This is a genomic window from Clostridium sp. CM041 (assembly GCF_055081035.1).
In genome coordinates this window covers 511,412-537,967 of sequence record NZ_CM143648.1, presented here as the reverse complement: position 1 = coordinate 537,967, position 26,556 = coordinate 511,412, and the positions used below count along the sequence as shown (strand labels likewise).

Below are 26,556 nucleotides of genomic sequence, written 5' to 3'. Positions count from 1 at the left end.
CTATGCGTCCCCTTTAAGAATTTTTCTAAGTTTACTATTTACATGGATATATTCTAAATCTACCTCCGTAGTTACACGTCCAAACAATGGATTGCTTATAACTTCAACTATTTTTCCTGGAGACGATGAGATTACAGCTATGTCCTTTGCTAAATATATTGCTTCCTTAATATCATGGGTTACAAGGATGGTGGTAACCTTATGTTCTTCCCATACTTCTAAAAACAATTTTTGAACATCCTCCCTAGTCATAGCATCTAATGCAGAAAAAGATTCATCCATTAAAAGTAAATCTGGTTTTAATAATAGAGCTCTAGCCAGGGAAACTCTCTGCATTTGTCCCCCACTTAGCTGACTGGGGTACCTTTTAACAAAGTCTTCAAGCTTTAACTCTTTTAGAATTTTTTTATAAAATTCTATATCTATATTCACCTTGCCATCTTTAATTTTAGTTGAAAGAAATATGTTTTCTTCTACGTTTTTCCATTTAACTAGTCCGTAATTCTGAGGTATTAACCCAATTCTATGATTTTTAGGATCTACTGTTTTTCCATCTATTAAAACTTCACCTTCATAGTCTACAATAATTCCTGCTAAAACTTTTAATAAGGTTGATTTGCCTCCCCCTGAGGGGCCAATTACAGCACATATTTCCCCCTTTTTCACTGTTAAATTTGCATTTTCTATCGCCTTTACATTTTTGTCTACATTTTTATAACAAACATTTAAATTATTTATTTTTATCATTTATTTCCACTCCACTCATGACATAAATCACTATCTATATCTAAGTTTTCAAGAATCCTCCCCACAGTGATATTTATAATATCGTCAATGGTTTTAGGCTTTTGATAAAAAGCTGGCATAGGCGGTATTATTCTAACATTTAAATCACTTAAAAAAAGCATGTTCTGAAGGTGAATAGAACTTAGAGGAGTTTCTCTTGGAATCAAAATCAACTTTCTTTTTTCTTTAATAATTACATCCGCAGCTCTTATTAGTAAATTATCGGAAGTACCACTTCGTATTTTTGAAAGGGTTCCCATTGAGCATGGCACAATTACCATTCCATCAGTCTTAAAGGAACCGCTTGCTATAGAGGAAAACATATCGTCTATTTCACATAGTTTAAGCGTTCCTTTGGTTTTATTCATATTTTGGAGCCATTCCTCAAAATTAATTTCAACCTCATATTCTAAAACCTTTCTACCATTATCTGTAATAACCAAATAAACTTCATTATCTTTTACTATTAGTTCTTCTATAAGTCGTACACCGTAAATGCTACCACTAGCTCCAGTAATCCCTACTATATATCTTCCCAAATAAATCACCTCTTAATTATAATATATAAACATATCTAATACAGTAAAAACAAATATCAAAACACTTACAACTTGGTTTATGTGATAAGAAGCAATTTTCATCTTCTTTTCGTTTGTTGGCGATACAATATAATGTTCTAATGCTAATAAAATAGCACTTATAAAAATACCAAATAAATATATAAGACCTGTATGCATTATAAAATATAAGCTAAATAAAAGTAAAATCATAATAAAGTGAAACAAGGTGGATATGTATAAAGCCCCCTTTAGGCCAAATTTAGCAGGTATAGAAAATAAACCTGCCTTTCTATCAAAGTCAATATCTTGAGTTGCATAAATTATATCAAACCCTGCTACCCATAGAGTAACTACAGCACCTAAAATAATTGGTGTGAGCGCAAATTTTCCTGTTATTGCAAGCCATGCTCCCACAGGAGCTCCTCCACAAGTAATACCTAGAATAATATGGCATATCCATGTAAATCTTTTAGTATAGGAATAAATTATAAAAAGAAAAAGCGCCACTGGTGATAATAGAAAACATAAATCATTTAATTCATAGGCTGCTAAAATAAAGATTGAAAAACACAGTATTATGATTCCCCAGACTTCATAATCCTTTACTATTCCTTTTGGCATATGTCTACTTGCCGTTCTAGGATTCTTTTTATCAATATCTTTATCTACAATTCTATTGAGAGCATTAGCTCCATTGCGAGCTCCAATCAAAGCAATTAATATCCAAAATATTGTAGGACCTGAAGGTAACCCATCTGCTGCCCAAATCATTGCTATTAAAGCGAAAGGAAGTGAAAATAATGTATGCGAAAACATAACTAACTCTCCATATTTTTTAAGTTTCTTTAATACCATATTCCTTCCACCTCTTATCTACCATTTCCTTAATTTCATCCGACATTTCTATATCATCTGGCCAAGGTCTTAAATGTCCTTCTGTGGGCCATTTTTTTGTAGCATCTATACCTATTCTAGATCCATAATGAGGAGTATTTGATGCATGGTCTAGTGCATCTAAAGGTCCATCTGAAATTACCAGATCCCTCTTAGGGTCAATATTGTTAAATACTTTCCATGCAACGGTTGAAATATCATGTGGATCTATATTTTCATCTACAACTATAATCATTTTTGTATACATCATTTGTCCAAGACCCCATAGCGCATTCATAACTTTATGAGCATGCTTTGGATAGGCTTTTTTAATAGAAACAATTACACAATTATGAAATACTCCTTCTAAAGGGAAATTCATGTCTATTATTTCTGGGCATTGAACCTTTATTAGGGGTAAAAAAATCCGTTCTGTAGCTTTTCCTAGGTAACAATCTTCCATAGGAGGCTTACCTACAACGGTTGTAACATATACTGGATTCTTTTTTCTTGTAATCTTTTCAATATGAAACACGGGATACATATCTTCAAGAGAATAATATCCTGTATGGTCACCGAAGGGGCCTTCTAGTCTTTTTTCATCTAAGTCTACATATCCTTCTAGTACAAATTCAGCATTAGCAGGTACATAAATGTCATTGGTGATACATTTAACAATTTCTAAAGGTGATTTTCTAAGAAATCCTGCAAAAATCATTTCATCTATCATTTTTGGAAGTGGTGCAGTTGCTGCATATATAGTTGCCGGGTCACAGCCTATGGCTACAGATACAGGCATTTTCATTCCAAGCTTCCTATATTTTTCATATATCTCTTTGCCGTCTTTATGTAGATGCCAATGCATACCAGTGGTATTTTTATCATATACTTGAAGCCTATACATTCCAACGTTCTGCTGGTTAGTCTCTGGATCCTTTGTTATTACGAGTGGCAGTGTTATGTATCGTCCTCCATCTTTTGGCCAGCACTTTAATATTGGAAGTGTACTTAAATCCGCTTCCTCTATTATCTCTTGACAAGGTGCATTTTTGACTTTTTTAGGAAATACCCTTGCAAGCCTAGCAAGTTTTGGAATAGATTTTACCTTATTCATTAACGTTATGTAATTAGTAACGTCCATAAAATCCATTATAGTCTCCGCAATTTCATCAAGATCTTCCACTTCTAGTCCATAGTTAATTCTTTCGTAGCTTCCTAAAGAATTAATTAATACTGGGTAGTCAGAATTTTTCACATTCTTAAAAAGCAATGCGTTACCATTTTTTTTTGAAACCCTATCAGCTATCTCCGTAATTTCAAGATCACTATCTACTTCTATTTCAATTTCATCTAAAAGTTTTTTTTCTTTCAAATAATTTATAAAATCCTGTAAATCTTTATAAGCCATAAAATGACTCCTTTCTAGAATTCATTAAGAATTCCGAGTTAATAATTTTTGTGTGATATCTTTAATTATTTCTTTACTTTCACAATCAGGCAATTTTTCTATATAATCAAAAGCTTTTTTAGTATATTTATTCGCTAAGTTTTGAGCTTTATCTATTCCTTTGTATTTATTAACTAATATAGTTATTTCGCGTACATCTTCATCACTTAATGAAGAGTTATCTAAAATAGTAGCAATCCTATTTTCTTTGTCCCCTACCATAGCATATATTAGGGGTAGTGTATAATACCCTTTTATTAAATCACTTTGAGGATTTTTCCCTAGTTTATTAGCATCTCCACTGTAATCCAGCGAATCATCTATAATTTGGAAAGCCATTCCAATATAGTAACCAACTCTTCCGAGTAATTTTGAAGTTTTCTCACTACAGTTAGATTCCTTTGCACCAGTGTAAAAGCTGATAGCAAATAAAGCTGCTGTTTTTCCAGATATAATCTTTATATATTTTTTAAGGCTTGTGTTTCTTGCGTATCTTATATTGTATTGTCTTATTTCCCCTATACATATTTTAGATATAGCCTTTGAAATATCTCTTAAGTTTTCCGTAGAATAATCAAATCCAGATAGCATTATAAAACATTGACAAAATAAAAAATCACCTATATACACTGCATATTCTTTACTGTATTTATGTTGTATAGTTTCTGTGCCGCGCCTCAGTTTTGATTCATCTACAATATCGTCATGAACTAATGTTGCCATATGCATCATTTCAATGGCAGCCGCTAAATTATACATTTTATCACAGTTATACTCCCCGAATTTTGCTGCTAATAACAGAAAGGCAGGCCTTAACATCTTGCCTCCTGCGTCAACTAATGGAGAAATAGCTTCATCAAACTTTTTCTCACTAGATTTTACATTGTTCTTAATTATTTTCTGAATGCTTTTCAATTCCTCTGCAATATCAGGGTAATCACCCCAAAACTTACTCATTTTATCACCTATGTCCAATTATTATTTTAAAATCTTTTTTTCATTCTATAACTATTAATTTCTTATTATAATTATTCCACTACAAAATCAAATGTCCTTTTAATTATTTTTAAAAGGACATTTGATTTATAAAATTCAATTTTTAATTATATAACTGTTGTTTAAATGTATAATTGTTAATCAACGTATAAATAAGATTTTTTAACAAATCCTATACGCTTCCAATATTTTTTAAGTACTGGTAATACATAGTAATCTAACCCGAAAGTACTTCCAGATCCACCTATAAGCGCGATTCCTGCACTTAAGTACCATAACATCTCAGTAGGAGCCATTCCTGAAGTCCAAATCATTATACCCATAGCAATTGACATAAGCGAAGCTAATGCTGTAAATAATCCAACTATCAATAATAATCCTACGCATATTTCTGCAATTACCATACCTGTTTGGAAAACTGAAGCTAAAGTCGTAAATCCACCGTCCCCTGTATAAAAGAAAGTATCCATAGACAATTTAACCATTTTCCCTATAAAACCTGGCACTGGCAAGGATGCCACTGCAGTCGTTGCCGCTTCTACTGCAGTCTTTGCTCCTTCTGCCGCAGCCGTTGCTGCAGTTGCTCCATCAACTACTGGAGCAGGTATTAAGAATATTTTTGAAGGATCGGCTATTATTTTAGGTAATTTTGCAAGCCCTTCTGATAACCACTTGTAACCAACGAATATTCTTAGTACTACTAGCCAAAAATTTGGAGATGACTTTGAAAAATGTCCCCCTACAAGGCTTCTATTATCTTTAACATGGAAAAATTCATGCAATAAATATGAAAAGCATTTGTTAAACCCAGCAACCTGGATAAAGTACACAATATTTATAAAGTGTTTAACAAATAATGCGAAGAACCCAGATAAACTATAGAATTTTTTGCCGGATCCAATGCTTGCTAATCCATATTTACCACCTATGCATACCATTGCACCATGGAATGTAGGTTTATAAGATTTTTTTTCTAAGCCTAATATATCACTATAAACATTATGTGCAATTAATTCAGCAGATGCTTCTGCATTTTCAACCATCTGAGGAACAGGTCTTTCCTCACCTTCAGGAATAAAGAAGATATTATCACCAACAATATAAACATTTTTATAATCTAAAGATTGTAACTTGTCGTCAGTTACTATTCTTTTTCTACCCTTTTGCGCTATATCCATTTTACCGACAATATCTGAACCTTCAACACCAGCTGTCCAAATTACCGTGTAGGTATTAATGGTACCATTATTTCTTATTGTAGCACAATCTTTTGTAACTTCCGTAACACCGGCATTAGTTAGTACTTTAACTCCTAATTTGTTAAGTCTTTTCTTAGCTTTTGCAATTAACTTATCCGGAAAAGTAGGTAATATTTTAGGCAAGTCATCTACTAAATATAACGTTACCTCTTCTTCTCCTATGTAAAATTCCTTACATAATCTTTCTTTCCACTCCCCTAATTCACCCATCATTTCAACACCTGTGAACCCACCGCCAACAACAATAAACGTTAGCAGTTTTTGTCTTTCTGCTTTGTTTGGTTCTTTCACAGCTTTTCTGAACATTTGAAGGATATGCTCTTTTAAATTTACAGCATCTTCGTATGACCATAATTTGTGGCAGTATTCCTGCGCGCCGTTTATGCCAAAGTAAGTTGGCTTGGAGCCAGCACCAATAACTAGATAATCGTAATTATAGTTATTATTTTTAGATTTTAACACATTATTTTTAAAATCTAAATCTGTAATTTCGTCAAGTACAACCTCTACTTTTCTTTTTGCAAATATTTTTTTCAGATCAATTCTGATTGATTCTTCCGTTACCCTTCCAGCTGCCACTTCATGAAGTTCAGTAAGTAATGTATGGTATGGATTTTGATCTATAAGAGTAATTTCAACATTCTCATCTTTTTTAAACTTTTTAGCTAGTTTCTTCGCGGTTAATATTCCGCCATATCCGCCTCCAAGTATAGCTATTCTTTTCTTTTCACTCATACTATATCCCCTTCTGTTTAAAATTATTATTTTATAGGACTGTTTTTATAAAAATCATAGTTTATAAATATCAAACCATAGAATTATTAATACATTAGATTAAAATATATTACTTTATAAAAAATTAAATATGTTATTAACACTATCACCAAGTCTTTATTTATTTTGAACTTCCTTAGTTAAAATTTTATCATAATAATTTTAGCTAAGCAAATAAGAAAGCGATTTGTTCATTAATAATGTATTTTGTTAATTTAGTTCATGTATATGTTCCACGAGCTGGGTCTATAGCTGTTTACACTAGTTTAAATAAGTGTTATGATAACTGCGTTATTTACATTTCATTACAGCGCTTTATATTATTTTATCCATACTTCACTTTTTTTAAACTTTCTAAAATTATATTATTGGAGGCACTTTATGAAAAAAATTTTTTTAACACTTATGTTAGTATTAATAATGAGTATAAGCATCATTGGTTGTTCTAACAATCAAAAAAAAGATACAAGTTCACAATCCCTAAAGACTCTAACTATTGGTGTTATGCCTGATTTAGATTCCCTTCCACTTATTATAGCAGAGCACAATGGATATTTTAAGCAAGAAGGTTTCCAGGTAAAACTAGAGCATTTTAAAAGTGCATCGGATAGGGATACAGCTCTTCAAACCGGGAAAATTCATGGAGCAATATCTGATATGCTTTCGGTAGTATTTTTTAACGACAATAACTTTGATGTTAAAATCACATCAAAGACAGAAGGTAGCTTTAAATTGATCTCTGGAAAGAATTCTAATATTTCTAAAATTGAACAAGCTGATGGAAAATCCATAGGGATTTCTAAAAATACTATTATTGACTACTTAACAGATAGAATTATAGAAAGTTCAAACATAGATGTTAACTCACAAAAAAAAGTTGCAATACCAAAAATACCTACTCGCCTTGAGATGCTAACTAATGGTAAATTAGATATGGCTACATTACCAGAACCTCTTGCAAGTACTGCGATTTCTGCAGGTGGCAAAATTTTGAGTAGTTCTGATAAACTAGGTATAAACCCTGGTGTAATGTTATTCACAAAAGATGCAGTATCCTCAAAATCTGAAGAGATAAAATCATTTTATAGAGCTTATAATAAAGCTGTTGAATACTTGAATAAAGAAAAACCTGAAAGCTATATTGATTTTGTAATTAAAGAAGCTGGCTTCCCTGATACAATAAAAAGCACACTAACTATTCCGAATTATTCAAAGGCTTCTATGCCACCAGAAAAAGAGTTACAGGAAGTTATGACTTGGCTTAAAGCAAAAAAACTAACTACTAATAATTACAAATTACAAGACTTATCAAATAGTTCATTTATTAAATAATATACCACTGTAATAATATATAACCTCTTTTTCACTTAGTGTAGAAAGAGGCTACATCACTAGTAAAGGAAGGTGCTTTAATATGAGTAGATTTTTTAACAACAATGAAATAGAATTATTAGCTCCTGCAGGAACTTTCGAAATTTTTGAAAAGGTTATTCACAGCGGTGCTGATGCTGTATATTTGGGCGGCAAAAAATTAAATATGCGTATGCATCGAAAAGATTACAACCTGTCAAATGATGAATTAGAAAAAGCAATCAATATTGCTCATTCTTTAAATAAAAAAGTTTATGTAACAGTAAACAATCTTTTTAGTCAGCAGGATTTAAAAGATGCGGTGGAATATCTAAAATTCTTAGAAAAAGCTGGACCAGATGCTTTAATTATTCAAGATTTTAGCATATTAGAGTTAATAAATAGTTTAAATTTAAACCTAACTATCCATTCATCTGTAATGATGAATGTTCACAACTTAGAGACTATTAAAGCACTTCGAGGTTGTGGAATTACTAGGATTGTTGCGTCCAGGGACATGGATTTACAAACCATAAAGAACTTGCATTACCAAACCGATATGGAATTCGAATATTTTGCTCATGGAGATATGTGCATTGCCCATGGTGCTCAATGTTTGTATAGTGGCATGCTTTTCGGAAAGAGTAGTAATCGAGGACTTTGCATGAAGCCTTGCCGTTGGAATTTTACAATGAAACAAGATGGTCTAGCTTATCCTACAGAATATCCAATGGCTGTAAAAGATATGTATATGTATGAACATCTACCTGAAATGATTGAGGCAGGTATCCTCTCCTTTAAAATAGAAGGAAGAATGAAAGATGCAGATTATCTAGTTACCATGATTAATTACTACAGCGATGCTATAAATAGATATATTGATGACCCTATTTGCTATGATAGAAAAAAAGATGCCCAAAGTATTTATGGAACCCGCATTAGAGACTTATCTACCTGCAGTGCCTTTGGAAACCCAGGGCTCTCAAATATCAATAGACGCTATGAAGGTACGGGGAAATTTTATAGCCATGGTAAAGTTTTTAGTAAGCCTGTAGAAGAAATCGAAATTAGTAAAGAAACGGTAGAACAAATCAAGACCCTTTTGAATGAAAAAACTTCTCTAGCACAGAAACCTAATCTAAGTGTAAAAGTCAATTCCTATTCACAAGCTAAAGTCGCGATAGAGGTCGGTGTAGACGCGATTTATTTATCTGGAGAAGTTTTTGCGCCAAACCTTCCTTTTAGCAAGAGTGAAATACTTAAATTAACAAATGGAAAAGGAAATACAAAAATATATCTAGGCTTTCCAAAAATGATGTTTGAAGAGGATTTTTCAAAATACAATCATTTACTTGTGAAAAATAACTTAGGACTTGATGGCTTATTAGTAACCAATTTAGGAGCTATTCATAAATACAAATCTTTAGGACTTGAGCTTATTGGAGATTATTCCTTAAACATTTATAATCAATATGCGACTAGTTTCTATGAAAAGCAAGGTTTATCTGTTGCTACACTTTCTGTAGAGACCCCACTGCTAGACGCTAAACAGACCATTGCTAAATCACCAATTCCTATTGAAATCATAGTTCACGGCTCTCCAACAGTTATGTATATGGATCATAATTTATATGAGAATACCAAAGTCTTAGAGTCTGTGATATGCGAGAATAATTCTCACGTTGATAACAAGGTGTTAGTTTTAGTTGATGAAAAAAAACATGAACACCCAATATATCAAGATAACTATGGCAGGAATCATATGATGCTTTATAAAGAGCTTTGTTATCTTCCCTTTTTAAAAGAACTAAATGATATTGGTGTAAACCATTTTAGAATTGAAGCTTGTCATTATGATACTAATAATCTACGAAAAGTTTTAAGCATTTACAGAGAAGCCATTAATGACTTAAGCAAATGTGAAGAATTATTCCATTCCCTAAGTCCTAGTGATGCTGGATTTACCCTTGGAGCATTTCAATTTAATAATGAAGGCGGTTATAATAATGTGTAATTATATAGGTCCTGAAAAAATTATTCAAAAGAAAAAAGAATTCCTTTTTCCCTGTTCGCAGCATTTTTATAAAAACCCACCTCAGATTACACGTGGAGAAATGCAGTATTTATTTGATTCAGAAGGTAAAAAATATCTCGATTTTTTTGCAGGAGTTTCTGTTGTTAATTGCGGTCATTGTAACCCTGAAATTTTAGATGCAACAATAGAACAAATGAAAACCCTTCAACATACAAGTACTATATATTTAACACAGCCAATAGTTGATCTAGCTGAAAAGCTTTCATCTGTATTACCTGGGGATGTTAATCATTCGTTCTTCTGCTGTACGGGCTCAGAAGCTAATGAAGGTGCTCTTTTACTTGCTAGACTTTACACAGGCAGAAATGAATTTATTTCATTGAATAATAGCTTACATGGTAGAACTTATTTAACTATGAGTGTTACAGGACTACCTATGTGGAGAGCAGATCCTACGCTTTCTGATTGTGTTACCTTTGTCCCCAATACTTATGCTAAAGAGAAAAGCATTGAAGCAGCAGCTACAGAATCCTTAGAATCTGTAGAAAAATTAATTGAGGCTAAAGGACCAGATAAGATTGCTGCTTTAATTGCAGAGCCCGTGCAAGGTAATGGAGGCATTATAACTCCACCTCAGTGGTATTTCAAAAAATTAAAAACTCTACTTGAAAAACATGGAATACTATTAATTATTGATGAAGTTCAAACGGGATTTGCAAGAACTGGTAAGATGTTTGCCATAGAACATTATGAAATAATTCCAGATATAATTACAGTGGCAAAAGCTCTTGGAAACGGAATGCCGATATCAGCTTTTTGCACGAATGATAAAATTGCAGCAACATTTACCAAAGCTTCTGCATCTACCTTAGGCGGAAATCCAGTAGCTGCAACTACTGCTATAGCTGTCCTTGACTACATTACTAAAAATAACTTATGTATAAATGCAGAAAATTTAGGAGTAAAATTAAAAAGTGGCCTTCTAAAACTAAAGGAAAAGTACCCAATAATTTATGATGTTAGAGGTATAGGCCTTATGTTAGGTGTAGAGCTAGTAAAAGAAAATGGTGAACCAGCGTTTAAAGAAACTGACTTTGTATTAGAGATATTAAAGGATGAAGGCATTCTTTTGGGTAAAAATGGAATAGGTAGAAATGTGCTAGCTTTCCAGCCACCTCTTGTTATAACAAAAAATGATGTAGATTTTATGATAGATAAATTAAATTTAGCTTTGAGTAAATTATGTTAGTTTCCACGCGCTAATATAATACAATATGTTCATTAATGATATATTCGAATAAAAAAAAACTAAGTCTTAACTTTTAAGACTTAGTTTTTTATTGTGGTTATGTGTTATATTGCTGAAAAACAAATGATAAATATTACATATCTCTAGGATCTATATCATTAATCATTTTTGCAGTCCCCAGTATGTACCATTTAACTTCCTTTTTCTCTACGCTTGATACTTTACCAAGTATTCGAGATTTAGACATAAGTCCTGCAAGTGAACCTACAAATGAAGGTGTATTTAATTGTACTTTCTTGATTTTTTTCACACTATCTATATCTTTAATAGTAGGCTCCTTAGGAATAGAGTTGTTTATTTCTTTACTCGTTTTACCTTTTTCTTTACTGGTAGCCCCCAAATCTTCTAGTGTTTTATAGATTTTTTCCATCATATGTTTTTTTCTTTCAATACTTATGCTAGGACTTTCAACTTCTGTGTATTCTACTGATTTTTTCATAATCATCGTTCCTTCCTTTAATTACAATAACCTAATAATGTGTTTATATCTATTATAACATGACTTTTAACATTTTTTTTAAAAATACTGAAATTTAAAATAGTGCAACTAGTGACACTATTTCATTTCAATTAAATTATCCCAATATTTCTTTGGCATATGTTGCATTTGTAATCTATTATTACTCCTTTCCTGTATGCTAATACTTTTATGAAAAACTTTCCAAAGATCTTGATAGAATAACTCTTCCTTCTCATTACTTTCTAATTTTTCAAATTTCAAATCCCTTAATATCCATTCATGATTTTCATAAACTACACCTGTTTTTCTCTTCACATCATGAATTATCCACTTTTCATTTGTAAGTCTTACTTTAAAGTGATTTGCTATGAGCTCAAGAATATTGTAAGTAGGTTCAATTGCTGCATACAATATGCCCTTGAATTCTTGAAATCTAACTAATCCTAAAAATCTATGTGCTTCAAAGCCAACTTTTCTAGAATATTTCTGTACTTCATTTACAATGTCATCTGTTAGAAAATCATTAACTTTATTCCCTAACTTAAACCCTAACTGTATATATTTAAATAATATTAACTCTATTCCTTGTACCTCAGACAAAAACGCTTGATACACATGAATTAATGCATCTTTTGAGATTTTTTCTAGTATTGACTTAGATACTTTATTTGATTTTATTATATCAGTTTCTATAAACTTGTCCTTATATATCATATCAAAAGTATAGCTATCTATCCTATCTATGCCTTCAGGTATTCTATCATAGTAACAATCATATACAACAGATAAAAACCCATCAAAACTTCCATCATAAATGTATCTAACCAAATAAATCACTCCTTTGAGTAAACAAGCTCATTTGTTGTGGCTTATCAAAACTTTCATAGTCTAATAAATAATTTTTGATCCTTCCTCTTTCCATCGCCTTATCTCCATAAAATTTACCACTACAAGTTATAAAGTATCTAGCTCTTTTGAGCACTACTCCTATTTTTTTTAAATTATCATAGGAAAGATTGCAAAGTCTTCTTGATTTTATAATTCTTAAAGCCGATGTTACTCCTATTCCAGGCACTCTAAGTAATGTTTCATAGGGAGCGTTATTTACTTCTAACGGAAACTTATCCAAATTATTTAATGCCCAAAAGGCTTTGGGATCTAAATTTATATCAAAGTTCGGATTTTGCTCATCTAATAATTCATTTGCCTTAAATCCATAATACCTTAAAAGCCAATCTGCTTGATACATTCTATGTTCTTTTAATATTGGAGGTGTGCTTTGAATAGCAGGTAAATTTGCATGCCGCACCACCGGCACATAAGCAGAATAATACACCCTCTTAAGCCCGAAAGTATTATATAATCCTTCAGTAAGACTAATTACTCTTAAATCACTTTCATTAGTTGCCCCTACCATTATCTGAGTACTTTGTCCACCAGGAGTAAATCTTGGAGCTTTAAATCCTTTTTTCTTATATTCATTAGATTCTATTATACTGTGTTTAATAAGTCCCATAGGTTTTAATATATCTGCCTTATTCTTTTGAGGTGCTAAGAGTTTTAAGCTTTTTTCTGACGGCAACTCAATATTTACACTCATTCTGTCTGCATACAATCCCGCCTCATATATGAGCTTTGGATCAGAGCCTGGAATAGCCTTTACATGAATATATCCATTAAATTTGTGAATCAGTCTTAAATCCTTTAAAATTCTCACTAAATTTTCCATAGTGTAATCTGGGCTTCTTTCTACCCCAGAACTTAAAAATAATCCTTCAATATAATTTCTTCTATAGAAATTTATAGTTAAATCTACTACTTCTTTTGGAGTAAAGCTTGTTCTCTCCAGATCATTACTAGCTCTATTAATACAATATTTACAATCGTATATGCATTTATTGGTATACAAAATTTTAAGTAGCGAAATACATCTACCATCCTGTGACCAGGAATGGCAAATACCTGTTGATGCTGCATTACCTATGCCTCCCTTTGTGTTCTTTCTATTAGAACCGCTCGAAGAACAAGACGCATCATACTTCGCTGAATTAGATAATATTTCAAGTTTTTTCATTATATCCACTTTCATCACCCCACAAACGTTTGTTCTTATTTTATCACGTTTTGTCCAATTTTGAAAGATATATTTCCTGGATAATCACGAAACTCTATTAAAATACACATTAACCACGCTACCATTTCCATAGCATCTTTTTCCTATCTTAATACTATTTATACTTGAACATCCCTCTACTTGAACTAAATATACCTGTCTTCCATTATTAATGGGAAAACTTATTTCACTCTCTTTTTCAAATTCTAAAGAATATATATTTATTCTTGATTAACTTTTATTAGTGCAATAGCTTCTTTACTTACCATGTGTAACCATTTATTTTCTCTTTCTTCCCACGCAAACTGACAATTTCCATATTTCTATGGGGCTGTTTATCAAATTTAAATGATTTTACAAAAAAGCCTAGCAATTACGCTAGGCTAACTTCTTCCACATTTCTTATTACAAATTCTTTTCGTAAGACTCAACCATTTTCTTAACCATTTGTCCGCCTACCGAACCATTCTCTCTTGAGGTTAAATCTCCATTGTAACCGTCTGTAAGATTTACTCCTACTTCTTTAGCAGCTTCCATTTTAAATTTGTTTAATCCAACCTTAGCCTCCGGAACCAATACTCTATTTCTTGACATATAATAACCTCCTCTATATTTGATAATCGTTTTCAATTACACTATTATCATGTGTATTATTATAAACAATATTCATAGAAAATTATGTCTATTCCAATATAATTAAATAGATGATTTTTAAGGGCTAGTTATTATATAAATTGAGTCCCACTATTCCAATAGATATTAGCTCATCTACATCCTTTCCTGGATAGGAATATTTTTTTTCTTCTTCACACAATGGTTGAGGGAATGAACTACTGCCAGTTATATAGGCTGTTAAAAATGTAATATTTCCAATCATATTTAATAAACAATTCATGAAAAACACAGATGTTCCTCCTACTAGAGCTTCTAAATATAATATGATTTGTTATTTGTTTTCATGTACCTATTATTTAATTATTAAATAAGAACTTTTAAGGCCGGTTTTTAAAATGCTTATGCAGAAGGGACCCACTAGAGGACTCTTTACATACTCATACCCTAAAAATTTTATTTATTCTACCACATTATATTTTTTTACGCATTTATAATTGATAACCAACAATTAGACATTTTCTTGATTTCAATGTTGCATTACAAAAACAAGTTTTGATAAATCAATATTCATAAATGAATACTCATAGGAGTAATAATACTATTTTAAAAGAATGCAGGAACTTGGACTCTATACTTTAGATATAGATGAGATTAAAGGTAAAATAGAAAATTTAAATTTAACTAATATATTTAATAAAAAACTTATATAGATTAAGAAATTGAAAGGCCCGCCTTAAAGTCTGGCCTTTTTCATTTGGAGAAAATTAATATTCACGTACTCATTTTATATGATAAAAAAATTGCTTTAAACTGGACAGAATATGAATCTTATGCTACCTTTTATTTATGGTTTCTATTATACAATTGAGGAGGCGTTTTGTGAAAATCGGTTATGATGTTTATGATTCCCCTATTGGGCTTATCCATGTAGTAGTGAATGAGATTGGTGTTATAAAAGTAGAAATTTTTGAAGAAGATTGGATACAATACAAGAAAAAACATGAAGCTATTCCCAAAGATAATGAGTTATGCAAGGAAGTTATAGTTCAGCTAGACGAATATTTCAAAGGTAAAAGGAAAAATTTCGATATACCTTTATCTATAGAAGGCACACAGTTCAGAAAGAAAGTATGGAAAGCCCTTAGAGATATACCTTATGGTGAAACGCGGAATTATTTGCAAATTGCAGAATCCATCGGAAACCCTAAAGCTGTAAGGGCAGTAGGTCAAGCTAATAAATATAACCAATTGCCTATAATTATACCCTGTCACAGGGTCATTGGTAAAAGTGGTAAGTTGGTAGGCTTTGCTGGTAATAGAACGCCTACACAAAAATTACTATTGGAAATTGAAGGATTCAATTTCCAATAGTAATTTTTACACATAATAATAATTATAGACATAGCCCTAATAATGGTTATGTCTATAATCTAATTTAAAATTTTTATCAAATACAATCCATCATCTAAAATACTTAGTTCACAACTAAATTTAACACCCACATCAATCAGTTCAAAGCATACATCCCTTGTACTATCTATATCAAATAGGCACTTTCCCTTTTCATCTAAAGCAGTTACAGCATCTTCATGAATGCCTTCTCTCAATAGATTCTCTTTAACTTCTTTATTTAACATTTTCACGCCTCCAACTTAATAAAATTATTAGTGTCGAAATTATTTTTTCTCAAACAATCTATTATCTAATCAGATACTAAATTTAAAAATTGTTTTATTCTTGGGTTAGTTGTGTTAATTAATAACTCCTTCGGAGTTCCCCTGTCAACAATGATTCCGTTATCCATAAATATTATATTGTCTGCTACTTCTCTTGCAAAACTCATATTATGAGTAACAACTACCATTGTCATACCTTCAAGTGATAGATCCTTCATAACTTTAAGCACCTCCGCTTCAAGCTCAGGATCCAGTGCAGATGTTGGCTCGTCAAATAATAGTACTGATGGTTCTATAGCCATAGCACGCGCTATAGCAACTCTTTGTTGTTGTCCTCCTGAAAGCTCATGAGGATAACTGTTGCACTTGTCTAAAAGCCCAACCTTATCTAAAAGCTTAAGTGCTTTATCATGGGCTGCCTTCTTAGATTGCTTAAGTACACTAACAAGCCCTTCCATAATATTTTCTACCACAGTCATGTGAGGGAATAAATGGAATCCTTGAAATACCATTCCGGTATTCCTGCGAAGTGATATTACTTCTTTATCAGTTGGATTTTTATTTTCCCCAAACACTAATTCATTATCCCCAATGCTCATAGTCCCCTTATTAGGCAGTTCTAGCAAATTCATACATCTAAGAAGTGTGGTTTTACCCGAACCTGAAGGCCCTATAATAATGGTTGCTTCGCCTCTTACAATTCGCAAATCTATACCTTTTAATATTTCATTATTTCCGAAACTCTTGTGTAAATTTTTTATATTAATCATGAATTTCCTCCAATTACCTAGCGACATATTTTTCAAGATTTTTCTCTATTTTCTGTTGAATTGTAGATAGTATAGTACAAAATAATAGATATATAAAGGCCACTTCACAGTACAATACAAGTGGTTCATATGTTACTGCTGTTATTCTTTGAGCAATCTGAAACATTTCCGCTAAAGTAATCGACGCAGCAAGGGATGTATCTTTAACAAGGCTTATAAATGAATTTGACAGCGGCGGTACAGATACTCTAGCTGCTTGTGGCAAAATTATACGAATCAACGACTGAGTATGAGTCATACCAATTGAAGATGCTGCTTCCCACTGCCCCTTAGGTATAGATAGAATTGCAGCCCTAATTACTTCCGAATTATAAGCTCCAACATTTAATGTAAAACCTATAATTGCTGCCGGTAAAGCTCCCATGGTTATACCAGCAGCTGGTAATCCGTAGAATATTATAAATAACTGCACGAGAAGCGGTGTCCCTCTTATTATCCAAACATAAAAACTTGATATTAAAACTAATGATTTATGTTTGGATATACGTGCAAGAGCCGTTGCCATAGCCACAATTGAACCGAGTATGAAAGAAAGCACTGCCACTGGAATGGTAAATTTTACACCAGCTATTAATAAAGGAAAAAAAGAGTCTTTAATTATGTTTAATATTCTTAGTGTTTGCACATCAAAATTCATCTTATCACCCTCTTATTTTGATACATCGCTGCCAAACCACTTATTTGAAATTTTTAAATAAGCACCATCTGCTTTCATATCAATAAGTGCTTTATTAACCGCATCCACTAATTCTTTATTTCCCTTTTTAAACATAAATGCGCTTGGCTGTGCATTTCCTTCCTCATCAACAACTTTTATAGCAAGGTCTGGTTTTTGTTTTTTAAGATCAAGATAAGATAAACTGTCATTAACTGTGGCATCTACCCTTTTAGAACCTAAAAGGTCAATTGCTTGATTAAAGCTGTCAACTGGTTGAAGTATTGCACCATTATCTTTTGCAATTTTAGATAAGTTACTAGTTAATGATTGAGCAGATTTCTTCCCCTTCAAATCTTCAAACTTTTTGATAGTGTTATCATCACTGTTTACTATAAGCACTGCTTTTGAAACTATATATGGTTCTGAAAAATCATATTTCTCTTGTCTATCTGGTTGAATTCCAACTAGATTTACTACCATATCAAATCGCTTTGCGTCGAGCCCAGCAAACATACCATCCCACTTTGTTTCCACAAATTCTGGTTTTACGGAAAGACGTTTAGATACTTCCTCTGCAATTTCAACATCAAAACCAGTTAACTTTCCTGATTTATCATGGAAGCTGTATGGTGCGTATGTTCCTTCAGTACCAATTTGTATTTTCCCTTCACTCTTTATTTTTGATAATAGGTCCTTAGATTCAGTGTTTTTACTACTACTTGTGGCGCATCCTACAAGTCCCAGTGTTGCTATTAATAAAGTACTAATTAATACAGATGTTTTTTTCATTTATTACCCTCCTAGTATTCCTATCGTTTTAGTAATGTATTGCATTGTATTTATAATACCATAGGTTTTCTTTTACTGTCAATATTTATTTTTAAGTTACTATAGTGAAGACTAATTATATATTATCACCATATTCATTTGTTTTGAAAACAAAAAAAAGCCCTAGTGAGCTCTTTTTTTCATTTTCCCTATATAAACATACATATTCAAAGCACCTCTTCGACTCTTTCATCCCCCTACAATCTATTTCAATTGATTATTTCCACATACTCATCTTCTGGAAGTTGCCTTATGAATTCATATTCTTTTACATACATTAACCGAATTTTTTTTCCCTCTTCGCTTGAAGTTTGAGGCTCTTCTTTATTAACTTTCATTTCAACTATATCCGCCTCAATTAACCTATCATCATCAATACCGATTCTAAATTTATATGTATTAGCAATATGTTCATTCCAAGACTCTAGGTAAACCGCTTGCATTATTGTATTTTCACATTTTGAGCACTTGATATATAGTTCCTGCCCAACTTTTTCAATAACTACTCTATTGTTATCACATGTTTTGCACACGATAGTTCTATTCATATTTAACCACCTCCACTAATTATATGTAGTAAGGCGGATATTTATTCTAAAAAACTCTATAAGAACTCAATAGAAAAAAAGATAGCAAAACCTTATTATAAAGTTTTTACTATCTTTTTAAATTAAAAAAACAAATCATTTATAACTTATTCATAATTCTCAAATAGGCGATCCTAGCAGAGCTTGTTTATATTCTTGCTGCGCCTGTTTCTTTTGCAGCTTTCGCAATTGCTTCAGCTACTTTTGTTGCTACACCACTATCTAATGCACTTGGAATTACATTGTTTTCGTTTAAATCTTCATCTTTTATATAATTTGCAATAGCATATGCTGCTGCAATCTTCATTTCTTCATTTATTTCTTTTGCTCTCACATCTAATGCACCTCTGAATAACCCTGGAAATACAAGAACATTATTTACTTGGTTTGGAAAATCTGAACGTCCTGAACCACATACCCTTGCGCCCGCTTTTTTAGCTTCATCTGGCATGATTTCTGGGGTTGGATTTGCCATTCCAAAGACTATAGAATCTTTGTTCATAGATTTAACCATTTCAGGTGTTACTATTCCCGGTGCAGAAACTCCTATAAATACATCCGCCCCTACTAATGCATCACTTAAGCTTCCTTTTATATTTTCTGGATTAGTTATTTCTGTAAGGGCTGTTTTTGCATCATCAATTATTGCCATCCCTCTATAAAGTACTCCTACTTTGTCACATACAATTAAATTCTTCACTCCTGAGGAGAGTAAAAGCTTTGATATTGCTGTTCCTGCAGAACCAGCACCGTTTACTACAACCTTTAAATTCTCAAGCTTCTTTCCAACTACTTTACTTGCATTGATAAGACCTGCAAGAACTACAATTGCTGTCCCATGTTGGTCATCGTGAAATACTGGTATATCTAATATTTTTTTAAGCTTTTCTTCTATTTCAAAGCATCTTGGAGCACTAATATCTTCTAGATTTATCCCACCAAACCCTGGGGAGATAAGCTGTATTGTGCGAACAATTTCATCTACGTCTTTTGTGTCTAAACAGATCGGAAAGGCATCTACATTACCAAACTCTTTAAACAATATAGCCTTTCCTTCCATAACCGGAAGTCCTGCCTTGGGTCCTATATCTCCAAGCCCTAGAACAGCAGTGCCATCCGTAACCACTGCAACCATATTTCCTTTAGATGTGTATTTATACACATTTTCTACGTTCTCATAGATTTTCTTGCAGGGTTCTGCAACACCAGGTGTGTATGCAAGTGCCAAATCATCTTTTGTTTGGATTTTTATTTTTGATATTACTTCAATTTTACCTGTATGTTTTTCATGCAGTTTTAAACTTTCTACAAAATAATTCATTCGATATTTCCCCTTTATTAAATTGTATTATTTATACATTTTCACTTAATTCTTCGTTCTCACTATTGAATACATCAACGTCTAATTCCCCTTCTTGCTTAGCTATTATAACAGTGCAAATAGCATCTCCTGTAATATTGACAACTGTTCTGCCCATATCTACCAATCTATCTACGCCCATTATAAGACCGATTCCTTCTAAGGGAAGACCTACAGCCTGAAATACCATAGACAGCATTATAATGGAAGCACCAGGGACTCCAGCTGTACCTACAGATGCAATAGTTGAAGTTAGAACCACTGTTAACATCATATTTAGTGTAACAGGAATGCCATATGCTTGAGCTACAAAGAATGTTGCTACCCCTTGCATAATAGCAGTACCATTCATATTAACTGTTGCACCTAATGGAATAGTGAAAGCCGCAATTCCCTTTGAGACCCCTAATTCTTTTTCACATGTTTCCATATTCACTGGTACTGTGGCATTACTACTAGCTGTTGAGAAAGCTACAGACATAACTGGGAAGAATTTTTTGTAAAACTTTTTTATAGATAACCCAGTAAAACTTTTTAAAAGACTTGCATATCCTAATATTGAGATAAGTAATAGACCCAAATATATTGTAAGAATATATTTCATTAAAGGCATCATAGCTACATACCCTACAGTAGCAAAGGTTTTAGCTATAAGCCCAAATACACCTATAGGTGCAAATGTCATAACGATTTCTACTAATTTCATTATTAAATCATTTAGGCTTTCAAGTAAATTAATTAGGGGCTGACCTTTTTTACCTAATAAAGATAAGCCTATACCAGTTAATACAGCAACTACAATAATTTGAAGCATATTACCTTCCGACATAGCTAAAATTGGATTACTTGGTACCATTTCGTATAACGTTTGTACCAATGGAGTTTTGGTAGCAATTGTAGTTTTCACTGCTTTTACGGCTGTTAAATCTAACCCTGATCCTGGCTTTATAAAATAACCTAAGACTAGCGCAATAGCAACAGCTATTGCTGTAGTTGATAGATAAAAAGCTACAGTCTTTCCCCCGACCCTACCTAATTTCTTTACATCTCCCATACTGGCCGCACCATTTGCTAAGGAAATAAACACCAGTGGAACTACAAGCATCATTATTCCTCTTAAAAAAAGTTGACCTACTAACTGGAATACACCATTTATTAAAAAAGCATTTTTAAAAGTTCCATTAGGAAATTGAAATACAATAATTCCAGTTATTGATCCTAATAATAGAGCAATAAGGATTTTAGTTGTCAAGTTCACCTTTTTTTTACTCATACAAAACCCTCCTTTATATATTTTATTAGCTGACTATGAAATGCCACATCCAGCATTAATACCACATTTTTATATATTAAATGGCTGTAATCCGTCCATCTTGGCGCATATACATTTACAAGATGGGTATACACTAAGAATGAATTTAGAAAGGAGTCCTTTATGTCAGTATGCTCCTAAACAATCAAATCTTGTTTAGGAGCATACCAGTAATCGTTTTCTTAATATTCACTCAATATGTTTTAGCCACTTCCGGGGTATATGCAATGCTAAGATCATCTCTAGTTTCAATCCTCGAAACTAACTGTGCCCTTATTTTTTCCATGATGAATGCAATTTCACAATACTATAATACCACAGAAAATATCTAATTGCATACTATTGTTTACATTTAATTAATAAAATAATTTATATAGCCATTAAATGCTTTGCTGCTATTCCTGGCTCGGTCATTGCTATTGTATCTAGTATTTCATTAAGTTGTGCTTTCGTTAAAATACTCTCTTTAAGTACCAATTCACTGACAGGTTCGCCTGTTGCAATCGCTCTAGCTGCAATTTTTGCAGCTGCCTTATAACCTACATGAGGTACTATCGCTGTAATTATACCTACACTATTATCTACTAAGTATTTGCACCTTTTCCTATTAGCCGTAATACCTGCAATACAATTTTCTCTAAGTGTATTAACTCCGTTACCTAGTGTTTCTATAGATTCATACAAGTTATAGAATATAACTGGTTCAAATGCATTTAATTCTAATTGTCCGGCCTCTGCTGCCATAGTTATAGTAATGTCATTTCCTATAATATTGAAAGATACTTGACTCATAACTTCTGGAATTACAGGATTTATCTTTCCTGGCATTATTGAAGATCCATTTTGTTTTGCTGGCAGATTGATTTCCCCAAAGCCTGCTCTAGGACCTGAAGACATTAACCTTAAGTCATTTGATATCTTGGATAGACTTACTGCACAAGTTTTAAGAGCCGATGAAACGTCCACAAAAACATCCAGATTTTGTGTCCCATCTACTAAGTCTTCTGCTTGATGTAAATCTAAATTAACAACATCATTAATTGCTGGCACGATTTTTTTAAAATATCCTGTATCCACATTTATTCCTGTCCCTATAGCAGAAGCTCCCATATTTACACTCTTTAGCCCTTCACTGGCTTTTTCTAACCTATCAATATTTCTTTTTATTACTGAGCTATATGCATGGAATTCTTGGCCTAATCTAATAGGTACAGCATCTTGCATTTGAGTTCTTCCCATTTTAATAACATCATCAAATTCTTTCGACTTTTCAATAAGTACATCACCAAGTTTTCTTAACTCCTCTAAGGTTTTTGGAATAAGTTTTAGGGCTGCCATCTTGCCTGCTGTTGGGAATACATCATTTGTAGATTGTCCCATATTTACATGATCATTTGGATGAACTTTATCATACTCTCCCAATTTACCACCCAATATTTCATTTGCTCTATTAGCAATTACTTCATTTGCATTCATATTACCCGATGTACCTGCTCCACCTTGAATAGGATCAATTATAAATTCATTATGTAATTTACCAACTATTATTTCATCACATGCTTGTACTATAGCGTCGCTGATTTTTTTACTCATTAATCCAGCTTCATTATTTGCAATAGCTGTCGCTTTTTTCACTTGCGCAAGACTAACTATTAAGTCTTTGTGCATCCTCCTACCTGTAATATTAAAGTTTTCTGACGCCCTTAATGATTGAACTCCATAATATGCTTCTATAGGTACATTCTTAGAGCCAACAGAATCGCTTTCCACCCTAAATTTTTGCATGTTTTCATTCATAATATTTCCTCCTTGTTTACTATAATATACTAATAATACCCTTTGAAATAAATTTTGTCAAATAAATATCTGTCTTTTTAAGTATCACAAGTAAGTCTTTTAACTAAATTAAGACTAATTTATCACTCAATATTTATTGATTTACGGCGCTTTAAAGCATTTGAAATTGAAAATTAATTCTTAATATACCTAGGGTTATATCGAATGCAACCTTTAGTTTGAATATTTTGAATATTGTTTACTTTGCAAGATTACCGTTAAGATTAATTTTACATCTGCTCTCTAAGTGGTACTCCACATAAAAAAATAAGTACCTCAAGGGTACTATGATATGACCTGAAGATAGCTACTTGCTACTAAGAGTTTTTTGATTTTTATAGGCAGATAACATCACAATGAATTAATTAACCTGTTAATAAATCATATTGTAATTGTTTACACTATTGTATTTACAATTATTTAGTACTTATTATATAATTTAAATCCAGTATTATTAACTATTGTTATACCCTTAAATTGATTATTCAATAAGGACTCATTACTTATTAAAACTCCATTTTATAAATTTTAATATAAAAAAATACTTTCTTAATAAATTCAAAAGTGAATCTTACCCCTACATATGGGATAAAACTCACTCATAATTACTAATTTGCCTTTACCTTTGATAAATGGTACCATTACTCCATTTTTCCTATGCCAATAATTGATTCACAAGAGGATTTACCTTCCTGCTATCATACTTTCCTTTTAATTTAGGCATAACAGCCTTCATAACCTTCCCCATGTCACCCTTTCCGCTAAAGTGATTTTGGGTAATAACTTCACTGATAATTATTTTTGCTTCATCGTCACTTAATTGCTTGGGCATATAAAATGTAAACATTTCGATAGCAATTTCTGTTTCAGCTATAATATCTTCTTTATTAGCTTCTTTCGCATAATTAAGAGTTTCATTTAATTGTTTAATTGTTTTCTCAATAATACCAATTAAGTCGTCGTCTGAAATCTCTTTTTTCAAATCCATTTCTTTATATTTAACGTCAGCCATTAAAGTCCTTAAAGCAGTCAGTCTTATCTTATCCCTACTCTTCATATATTTAATAATATCATCTTTCAGTGTTTGTTTTAACATATGCGTTACCTCCTAAATAATTCAGTATTTTTTAACAAGTTATTTTGTTACTTAATTAAAACTATACTTATATATACATTATACTCTTATAATCTCACTTTAACGACATTTCAGAAGGAAAGTTTCACAATTTTATAATCTAATATTAATTATATGCCCTATTCCAAAATTCTAATTCATACATGCATGATTTCATAAAAATAGCTAATAATTTTTTCTTTTCTATCTCATCTATGTATTCGCATAAATTATTTATGTAATCCAGCCAGTCATTAGTGAATTTTTCAAAATCTTCAGAAGCGTATTCCTCAATCCATGGATTGAAAAAATTCCCCTCTAGCTTATGTCCATAAGTCTTTTTAATATGTTTGCCTATGTAGCTATAACTCCACGTACACGGCATAGTAACAAGGGCAATCTCCTTTAAATCTCCGGTAAGCGCCACACCTTGCATATAGCTTGTATAACTTGTAGTTATTAATTTATATTCACATTTTTCCGTTTCTTTAGCAGTTAATCCAAAGCCTTCTAAATATTTTATATGAACAGCCGTTTCATCCTCCATAATTCCCCTTATTGAATTATAATAAAATTTCATCTCGTCCATAGTTTTTGCCTTAATTACCCCTACAGAAAACACCTTTGAATATTCTTTTAAATATAGATAATCCTGTATAAGATAGTTTTTAAACTTTTCTTTATCTAAGGTACCTTCTCCTATCTCCTTTATAAATGGATGCTCTAAATATGAATTCCAAAATTCCTTTACCTCTTCAAATATATAATCTGTAAATTTCATACTATTCCCCCCCTTCATCGTCATTTAATTTCTCAAACAGTTCTAAGCCCAAAATGTCTATATAAGTCTATGCTATTTTCTAAGGAAGATCATTCAATGTTTTAAACTCATATCCCTGACTTTTCCACTCTTTAATCAGACTGTCGAGTATTTTTGTATTGGTTTCTGAAACTGCATGAAGCAAACATATCATTCCAGGCTTTGTTTGCTTTAAAAGATTTTTTTTTGCCATTTCAGGATTTGGCTGATCCTCAGGTTCATAATCTTTATAAGCAAGTGTAAAAAACACTGATTTATAACCAAGCTTTTGAGTGTAATAAAGAGAAAGTTCACTGAAGTCACCCATAGGCGGTCTAAAAAATTTCGACATTTTTAAACCGGGGATGTTATTAACAGTAGTTTCATTTTCTGTAATCTCTGAATCAAAATCCATTTCATTAGTTATAGAAGGCATGGATTTATGATGCACTGAATGATTCCCTATAATATGACCTTCATTCATCATTCTTTTTACAAGATCAATATCTTTTGCACCATTAAAGGAACCCGTTACATAGGGCTTAGTTACAAAAAAAGCTGCTTTAACATTGTTAGCTTTTAAAGTATCAAGAATGCTTGCTGTATAACCATTCTCATACCCCTCATCAAAAGTTAGATAAATTACTTTTTTAGAAGTTTCGCCAAAAGCATAAGCATGATATTTCGATAATAATGTTGAGTTTTCTCTTTGTGAATAAGCCCATGACCAGTTAATAGTTTTTGTCTGTAGATTTGGACTATTCTCTTTTAAAGTTGATTTAGATTTTGTATTTCCATCACTGCCCGTTTTAAGGCTGCTATTTGTTTGCTTTGCATTACTTAAACTTATCTGATTTTGTCTGTCATTTGCACAACCACAAAGCACAAGTGTTAATACTATTAATAGCGGTATTTTTTTAAATTGCAATTAGATCACCTCTATGTATATTTTAATATATTCATATACGATAAACTTCCA

The 26,556-nt window shown here is 32.0% G+C and carries 26 protein-coding genes and 1 pseudogene; 4 read left to right on the top strand and 23 right to left on the bottom strand.

Going from position 1 to position 26,556, the window contains the following annotated elements; genetic code table 11:
• The 6 genes from ACWJJT_RS02625 to ACWJJT_RS02600 form a co-directional block, all read right to left on the bottom strand.
• The gene (locus ACWJJT_RS02625) at positions 1–747 is read right to left on the bottom strand and encodes an ATP-binding cassette domain-containing protein (RefSeq protein WP_216302834.1); all 747 of its coding nucleotides are present in this window, start codon (positions 745–747) and stop codon (positions 1–3) included.
• Positions 744–1,325 carry a UbiX family flavin prenyltransferase gene (locus ACWJJT_RS02620; RefSeq protein WP_220320191.1) on the bottom strand — a complete coding sequence of 194 codons (582 nt, stop codon included), beginning with the start codon at positions 1,323–1,325 and terminating at the stop codon, positions 744–746. The genes ACWJJT_RS02625 and ACWJJT_RS02620 overlap by 4 nt, the downstream gene beginning before the upstream one ends.
• A 12-nt stretch (positions 1,326–1,337) precedes the next feature.
• Positions 1,338–2,201: a UbiA-like polyprenyltransferase gene (locus ACWJJT_RS02615; protein ID WP_462955969.1), complete on the bottom strand. Its 864-nt coding sequence runs from the start codon at positions 2,199–2,201 to the stop codon at positions 1,338–1,340.
• On the bottom strand, positions 2,182–3,627 hold the full coding sequence (locus tag ACWJJT_RS02610) for a menaquinone biosynthesis decarboxylase (protein ID WP_220320193.1): 1,446 nt from the start codon (positions 3,625–3,627) through the stop codon (positions 2,182–2,184). Before ACWJJT_RS02610 ends, ACWJJT_RS02615 begins: the two co-directional genes overlap by 20 nt.
• A gap of 24 nt (positions 3,628–3,651) precedes the next feature.
• The gene (locus ACWJJT_RS02605) at positions 3,652–4,623 is read right to left on the bottom strand and encodes a polyprenyl synthetase family protein (protein ID WP_216302831.1); all 972 of its coding nucleotides are present in this window, start codon (positions 4,621–4,623) and stop codon (positions 3,652–3,654) included.
• A 176-nt stretch (positions 4,624–4,799) separates the two neighbouring features.
• On the bottom strand, positions 4,800–6,656 hold the full coding sequence (locus ACWJJT_RS02600; RefSeq protein WP_216302830.1) for an FAD-dependent oxidoreductase: 1,857 nt from the start codon (positions 6,654–6,656) through the stop codon (positions 4,800–4,802).
• 420 nt (positions 6,657–7,076) lie between these two features.
• Between ACWJJT_RS02600 and ACWJJT_RS02595 the strand changes: the two genes are divergently transcribed.
• The 3 genes from ACWJJT_RS02595 (at position 7,077) to ACWJJT_RS02585 (ending at position 11,329) form a co-directional block, all read left to right on the top strand.
• The gene (locus ACWJJT_RS02595; RefSeq protein WP_462955968.1) at positions 7,077–8,027 is read left to right on the top strand and encodes an ABC transporter substrate-binding protein; all 951 of its coding nucleotides are present in this window, start codon (positions 7,077–7,079) and stop codon (positions 8,025–8,027) included.
• An 82-nt stretch (positions 8,028–8,109) separates the two neighbouring features.
• Complete coding sequence (locus tag ACWJJT_RS02590) at positions 8,110–10,059, top strand: peptidase U32 family protein (RefSeq protein WP_216302828.1); 1,950 nt, start codon at positions 8,110–8,112, stop codon at positions 10,057–10,059.
• On the top strand, positions 10,052–11,329 hold the full coding sequence (locus ACWJJT_RS02585) for an aspartate aminotransferase family protein (RefSeq protein WP_462955967.1): 1,278 nt from the start codon (positions 10,052–10,054) through the stop codon (positions 11,327–11,329). The genes ACWJJT_RS02590 and ACWJJT_RS02585 overlap by 8 nt, the downstream gene beginning before the upstream one ends.
• Before the next feature lie 133 nt (positions 11,330–11,462).
• Here ACWJJT_RS02585 and ACWJJT_RS02580 read toward each other — a convergent pair whose 3' ends face one another.
• The 6 genes and pseudogenes from ACWJJT_RS02580 to ACWJJT_RS02555 form a co-directional block, all read right to left on the bottom strand.
• Positions 11,463–11,828 (bottom strand): hypothetical protein, encoded by a 366-nt coding sequence (locus ACWJJT_RS02580; RefSeq protein WP_216302826.1) that lies wholly within the window; start codon positions 11,826–11,828, stop codon positions 11,463–11,465.
• A 117-nt stretch (positions 11,829–11,945) separates the two neighbouring features.
• Positions 11,946–12,677 carry a TIGR03915 family putative DNA repair protein gene (locus ACWJJT_RS02575; protein WP_462955966.1) on the bottom strand — a complete coding sequence of 244 codons (732 nt, stop codon included), beginning with the start codon at positions 12,675–12,677 and terminating at the stop codon, positions 11,946–11,948.
• The gene (locus tag ACWJJT_RS02570; RefSeq protein WP_462955965.1) at positions 12,670–13,932 is read right to left on the bottom strand and encodes a putative DNA modification/repair radical SAM protein; all 1,263 of its coding nucleotides are present in this window, start codon (positions 13,930–13,932) and stop codon (positions 12,670–12,672) included. The genes ACWJJT_RS02575 and ACWJJT_RS02570 overlap by 8 nt, the downstream gene beginning before the upstream one ends.
• A 75-nt stretch (positions 13,933–14,007) precedes the next feature.
• Positions 14,008–14,136: a hypothetical protein gene (locus tag ACWJJT_RS02565; RefSeq protein ID WP_258280755.1), complete on the bottom strand. Its 129-nt coding sequence runs from the start codon at positions 14,134–14,136 to the stop codon at positions 14,008–14,010.
• Positions 14,137–14,367: 231 nt separating this feature from the next.
• A complete protein-coding gene (locus ACWJJT_RS02560) occupies positions 14,368–14,556 on the bottom strand; it encodes an alpha/beta-type small acid-soluble spore protein (protein WP_165413544.1) in 189 nt (62 codons plus the stop codon).
• 142 nt (positions 14,557–14,698) lie between these two features.
• Positions 14,699–14,866, bottom strand: a pseudogene (locus ACWJJT_RS02555) (RNA polymerase sporulation sigma factor SigK); the annotation flags it as partial.
• 575 nt (positions 14,867–15,441) lie between these two features.
• Here ACWJJT_RS02555 and ACWJJT_RS02550 point away from each other — a divergent pair.
• A complete protein-coding gene (locus tag ACWJJT_RS02550) occupies positions 15,442–15,948 on the top strand; it encodes a methylated-DNA--[protein]-cysteine S-methyltransferase (protein WP_216302841.1) in 507 nt (168 codons plus the stop codon).
• A gap of 59 nt (positions 15,949–16,007) precedes the next feature.
• On the opposite strand, the gene ACWJJT_RS02545 is transcribed toward ACWJJT_RS02550, so the two are convergent.
• The 11 genes from ACWJJT_RS02545 to ACWJJT_RS02495 form a co-directional block, all read right to left on the bottom strand.
• Complete coding sequence (locus ACWJJT_RS02545) at positions 16,008–16,214, bottom strand: hypothetical protein (protein WP_220286563.1); 207 nt, start codon at positions 16,212–16,214, stop codon at positions 16,008–16,010.
• A 65-nt stretch (positions 16,215–16,279) separates the two neighbouring features.
• A complete protein-coding gene (locus ACWJJT_RS02540) occupies positions 16,280–17,023 on the bottom strand; it encodes an amino acid ABC transporter ATP-binding protein (RefSeq protein ID WP_462955964.1) in 744 nt (247 codons plus the stop codon).
• Positions 17,024–17,036: 13 nt separating this feature from the next.
• Positions 17,037–17,720, bottom strand: a complete 684-nt coding sequence (locus ACWJJT_RS02535; RefSeq protein WP_216302822.1) for an amino acid ABC transporter permease — start codon at positions 17,718–17,720, stop codon at positions 17,037–17,039.
• A 12-nt stretch (positions 17,721–17,732) separates the two neighbouring features.
• Complete coding sequence (locus ACWJJT_RS02530) at positions 17,733–18,530, bottom strand: amino acid ABC transporter substrate-binding protein (RefSeq protein ID WP_216302821.1); 798 nt, start codon at positions 18,528–18,530, stop codon at positions 17,733–17,735.
• Between the two features lie 248 nt (positions 18,531–18,778).
• The gene (locus ACWJJT_RS02525; protein ID WP_462955963.1) at positions 18,779–19,117 is read right to left on the bottom strand and encodes a hypothetical protein; all 339 of its coding nucleotides are present in this window, start codon (positions 19,115–19,117) and stop codon (positions 18,779–18,781) included.
• Positions 19,118–19,304: 187 nt separating this feature from the next.
• A complete protein-coding gene (locus ACWJJT_RS02520) occupies positions 19,305–20,477 on the bottom strand; it encodes an NAD(P)-dependent malic enzyme (RefSeq protein ID WP_462955962.1) in 1,173 nt (390 codons plus the stop codon).
• A 31-nt stretch (positions 20,478–20,508) separates the two neighbouring features.
• Positions 20,509–21,789, bottom strand: coding sequence for a dicarboxylate/amino acid:cation symporter (locus ACWJJT_RS02515; RefSeq protein WP_462955961.1), 1,281 nt, complete (start codon positions 21,787–21,789; stop codon positions 20,509–20,511).
• Positions 21,790–22,197: 408 nt separating this feature from the next.
• Complete coding sequence (locus ACWJJT_RS02510; protein WP_462955960.1) at positions 22,198–23,625, bottom strand: aspartate ammonia-lyase; 1,428 nt, start codon at positions 23,623–23,625, stop codon at positions 22,198–22,200.
• A 694-nt stretch (positions 23,626–24,319) separates the two neighbouring features.
• Positions 24,320–24,760, bottom strand: a complete 441-nt coding sequence (locus tag ACWJJT_RS02505) for a GatB/YqeY domain-containing protein (RefSeq protein WP_462955959.1) — start codon at positions 24,758–24,760, stop codon at positions 24,320–24,322.
• A gap of 145 nt (positions 24,761–24,905) precedes the next feature.
• Entirely contained in the window at positions 24,906–25,559 is a 654-nt protein-coding gene (tenA, locus tag ACWJJT_RS02500; RefSeq protein ID WP_462955958.1) for a thiaminase II, read from the bottom strand.
• Positions 25,560–25,638: 79 nt separating this feature from the next.
• On the bottom strand, positions 25,639–26,505 hold the full coding sequence (locus ACWJJT_RS02495; protein WP_462955957.1) for a polysaccharide deacetylase family protein: 867 nt from the start codon (positions 26,503–26,505) through the stop codon (positions 25,639–25,641).
• Between the last annotated feature and the right edge of the window lie 51 nt (positions 26,506–26,556).

Bases quoted from the DNA above. Each gene is read 5' to 3' on its own strand.
- ACWJJT_RS02625 (WP_216302834.1), bottom strand. From the start codon at position 747: ATGATAAAAATAAATAATTTAAATGTTTGTTATAAAAATGTAGACAAA.
- ACWJJT_RS02615 (WP_462955969.1), bottom strand. From the start codon at position 2,201: ATGGTATTAAAGAAACTTAAAAAATATGGAGAGTTAGTTATGTTTTCG.
- ACWJJT_RS02610 (WP_220320193.1), bottom strand. From the start codon at position 3,627: ATGGCTTATAAAGATTTACAGGATTTTATAAATTATTTGAAAGAAAAA.
- ACWJJT_RS02605 (WP_216302831.1), bottom strand. From the start codon at position 4,623: ATGAGTAAGTTTTGGGGTGATTACCCTGATATTGCAGAGGAATTGAAA.
- ACWJJT_RS02600 (WP_216302830.1), bottom strand. From the start codon at position 6,656: ATGAGTGAAAAGAAAAGAATAGCTATACTTGGAGGCGGATATGGCGGA.
- ACWJJT_RS02595 (WP_462955968.1), top strand. From the start codon at position 7,077: ATGAAAAAAATTTTTTTAACACTTATGTTAGTATTAATAATGAGTATA.
- ACWJJT_RS02590 (WP_216302828.1), top strand. From the start codon at position 8,110: ATGAGTAGATTTTTTAACAACAATGAAATAGAATTATTAGCTCCTGCA.
- ACWJJT_RS02585 (WP_462955967.1), top strand. From the start codon at position 10,052: ATGTGTAATTATATAGGTCCTGAAAAAATTATTCAAAAGAAAAAAGAA.
- ACWJJT_RS02580 (WP_216302826.1), bottom strand. From the start codon at position 11,828: ATGAAAAAATCAGTAGAATACACAGAAGTTGAAAGTCCTAGCATAAGT.
- ACWJJT_RS02560 (WP_165413544.1), bottom strand. From the start codon at position 14,556: ATGTCAAGAAATAGAGTATTGGTTCCGGAGGCTAAGGTTGGATTAAAC.
- ACWJJT_RS02545 (WP_220286563.1), bottom strand. From the start codon at position 16,214: ATGTTAAATAAAGAAGTTAAAGAGAATCTATTGAGAGAAGGCATTCAT.
- ACWJJT_RS02540 (WP_462955964.1), bottom strand. From the start codon at position 17,023: ATGATTAATATAAAAAATTTACACAAGAGTTTCGGAAATAATGAAATA.
- ACWJJT_RS02535 (WP_216302822.1), bottom strand. From the start codon at position 17,720: ATGAATTTTGATGTGCAAACACTAAGAATATTAAACATAATTAAAGAC.
- ACWJJT_RS02530 (WP_216302821.1), bottom strand. From the start codon at position 18,530: ATGAAAAAAACATCTGTATTAATTAGTACTTTATTAATAGCAACACTG.
- ACWJJT_RS02525 (WP_462955963.1), bottom strand. From the start codon at position 19,117: ATGAATAGAACTATCGTGTGCAAAACATGTGATAACAATAGAGTAGTT.
- ACWJJT_RS02520 (WP_462955962.1), bottom strand. From the start codon at position 20,477: ATGAATTATTTTGTAGAAAGTTTAAAACTGCATGAAAAACATACAGGT.
- ACWJJT_RS02515 (WP_462955961.1), bottom strand. From the start codon at position 21,789: ATGAGTAAAAAAAAGGTGAACTTGACAACTAAAATCCTTATTGCTCTA.
- ACWJJT_RS02510 (WP_462955960.1), bottom strand. From the start codon at position 23,625: ATGAATGAAAACATGCAAAAATTTAGGGTGGAAAGCGATTCTGTTGGC.
- ACWJJT_RS02505 (WP_462955959.1), bottom strand. From the start codon at position 24,760: ATGTTAAAACAAACACTGAAAGATGATATTATTAAATATATGAAGAGT.
- tenA (WP_462955958.1), bottom strand. From the start codon at position 25,559: ATGAAATTTACAGATTATATATTTGAAGAGGTAAAGGAATTTTGGAAT.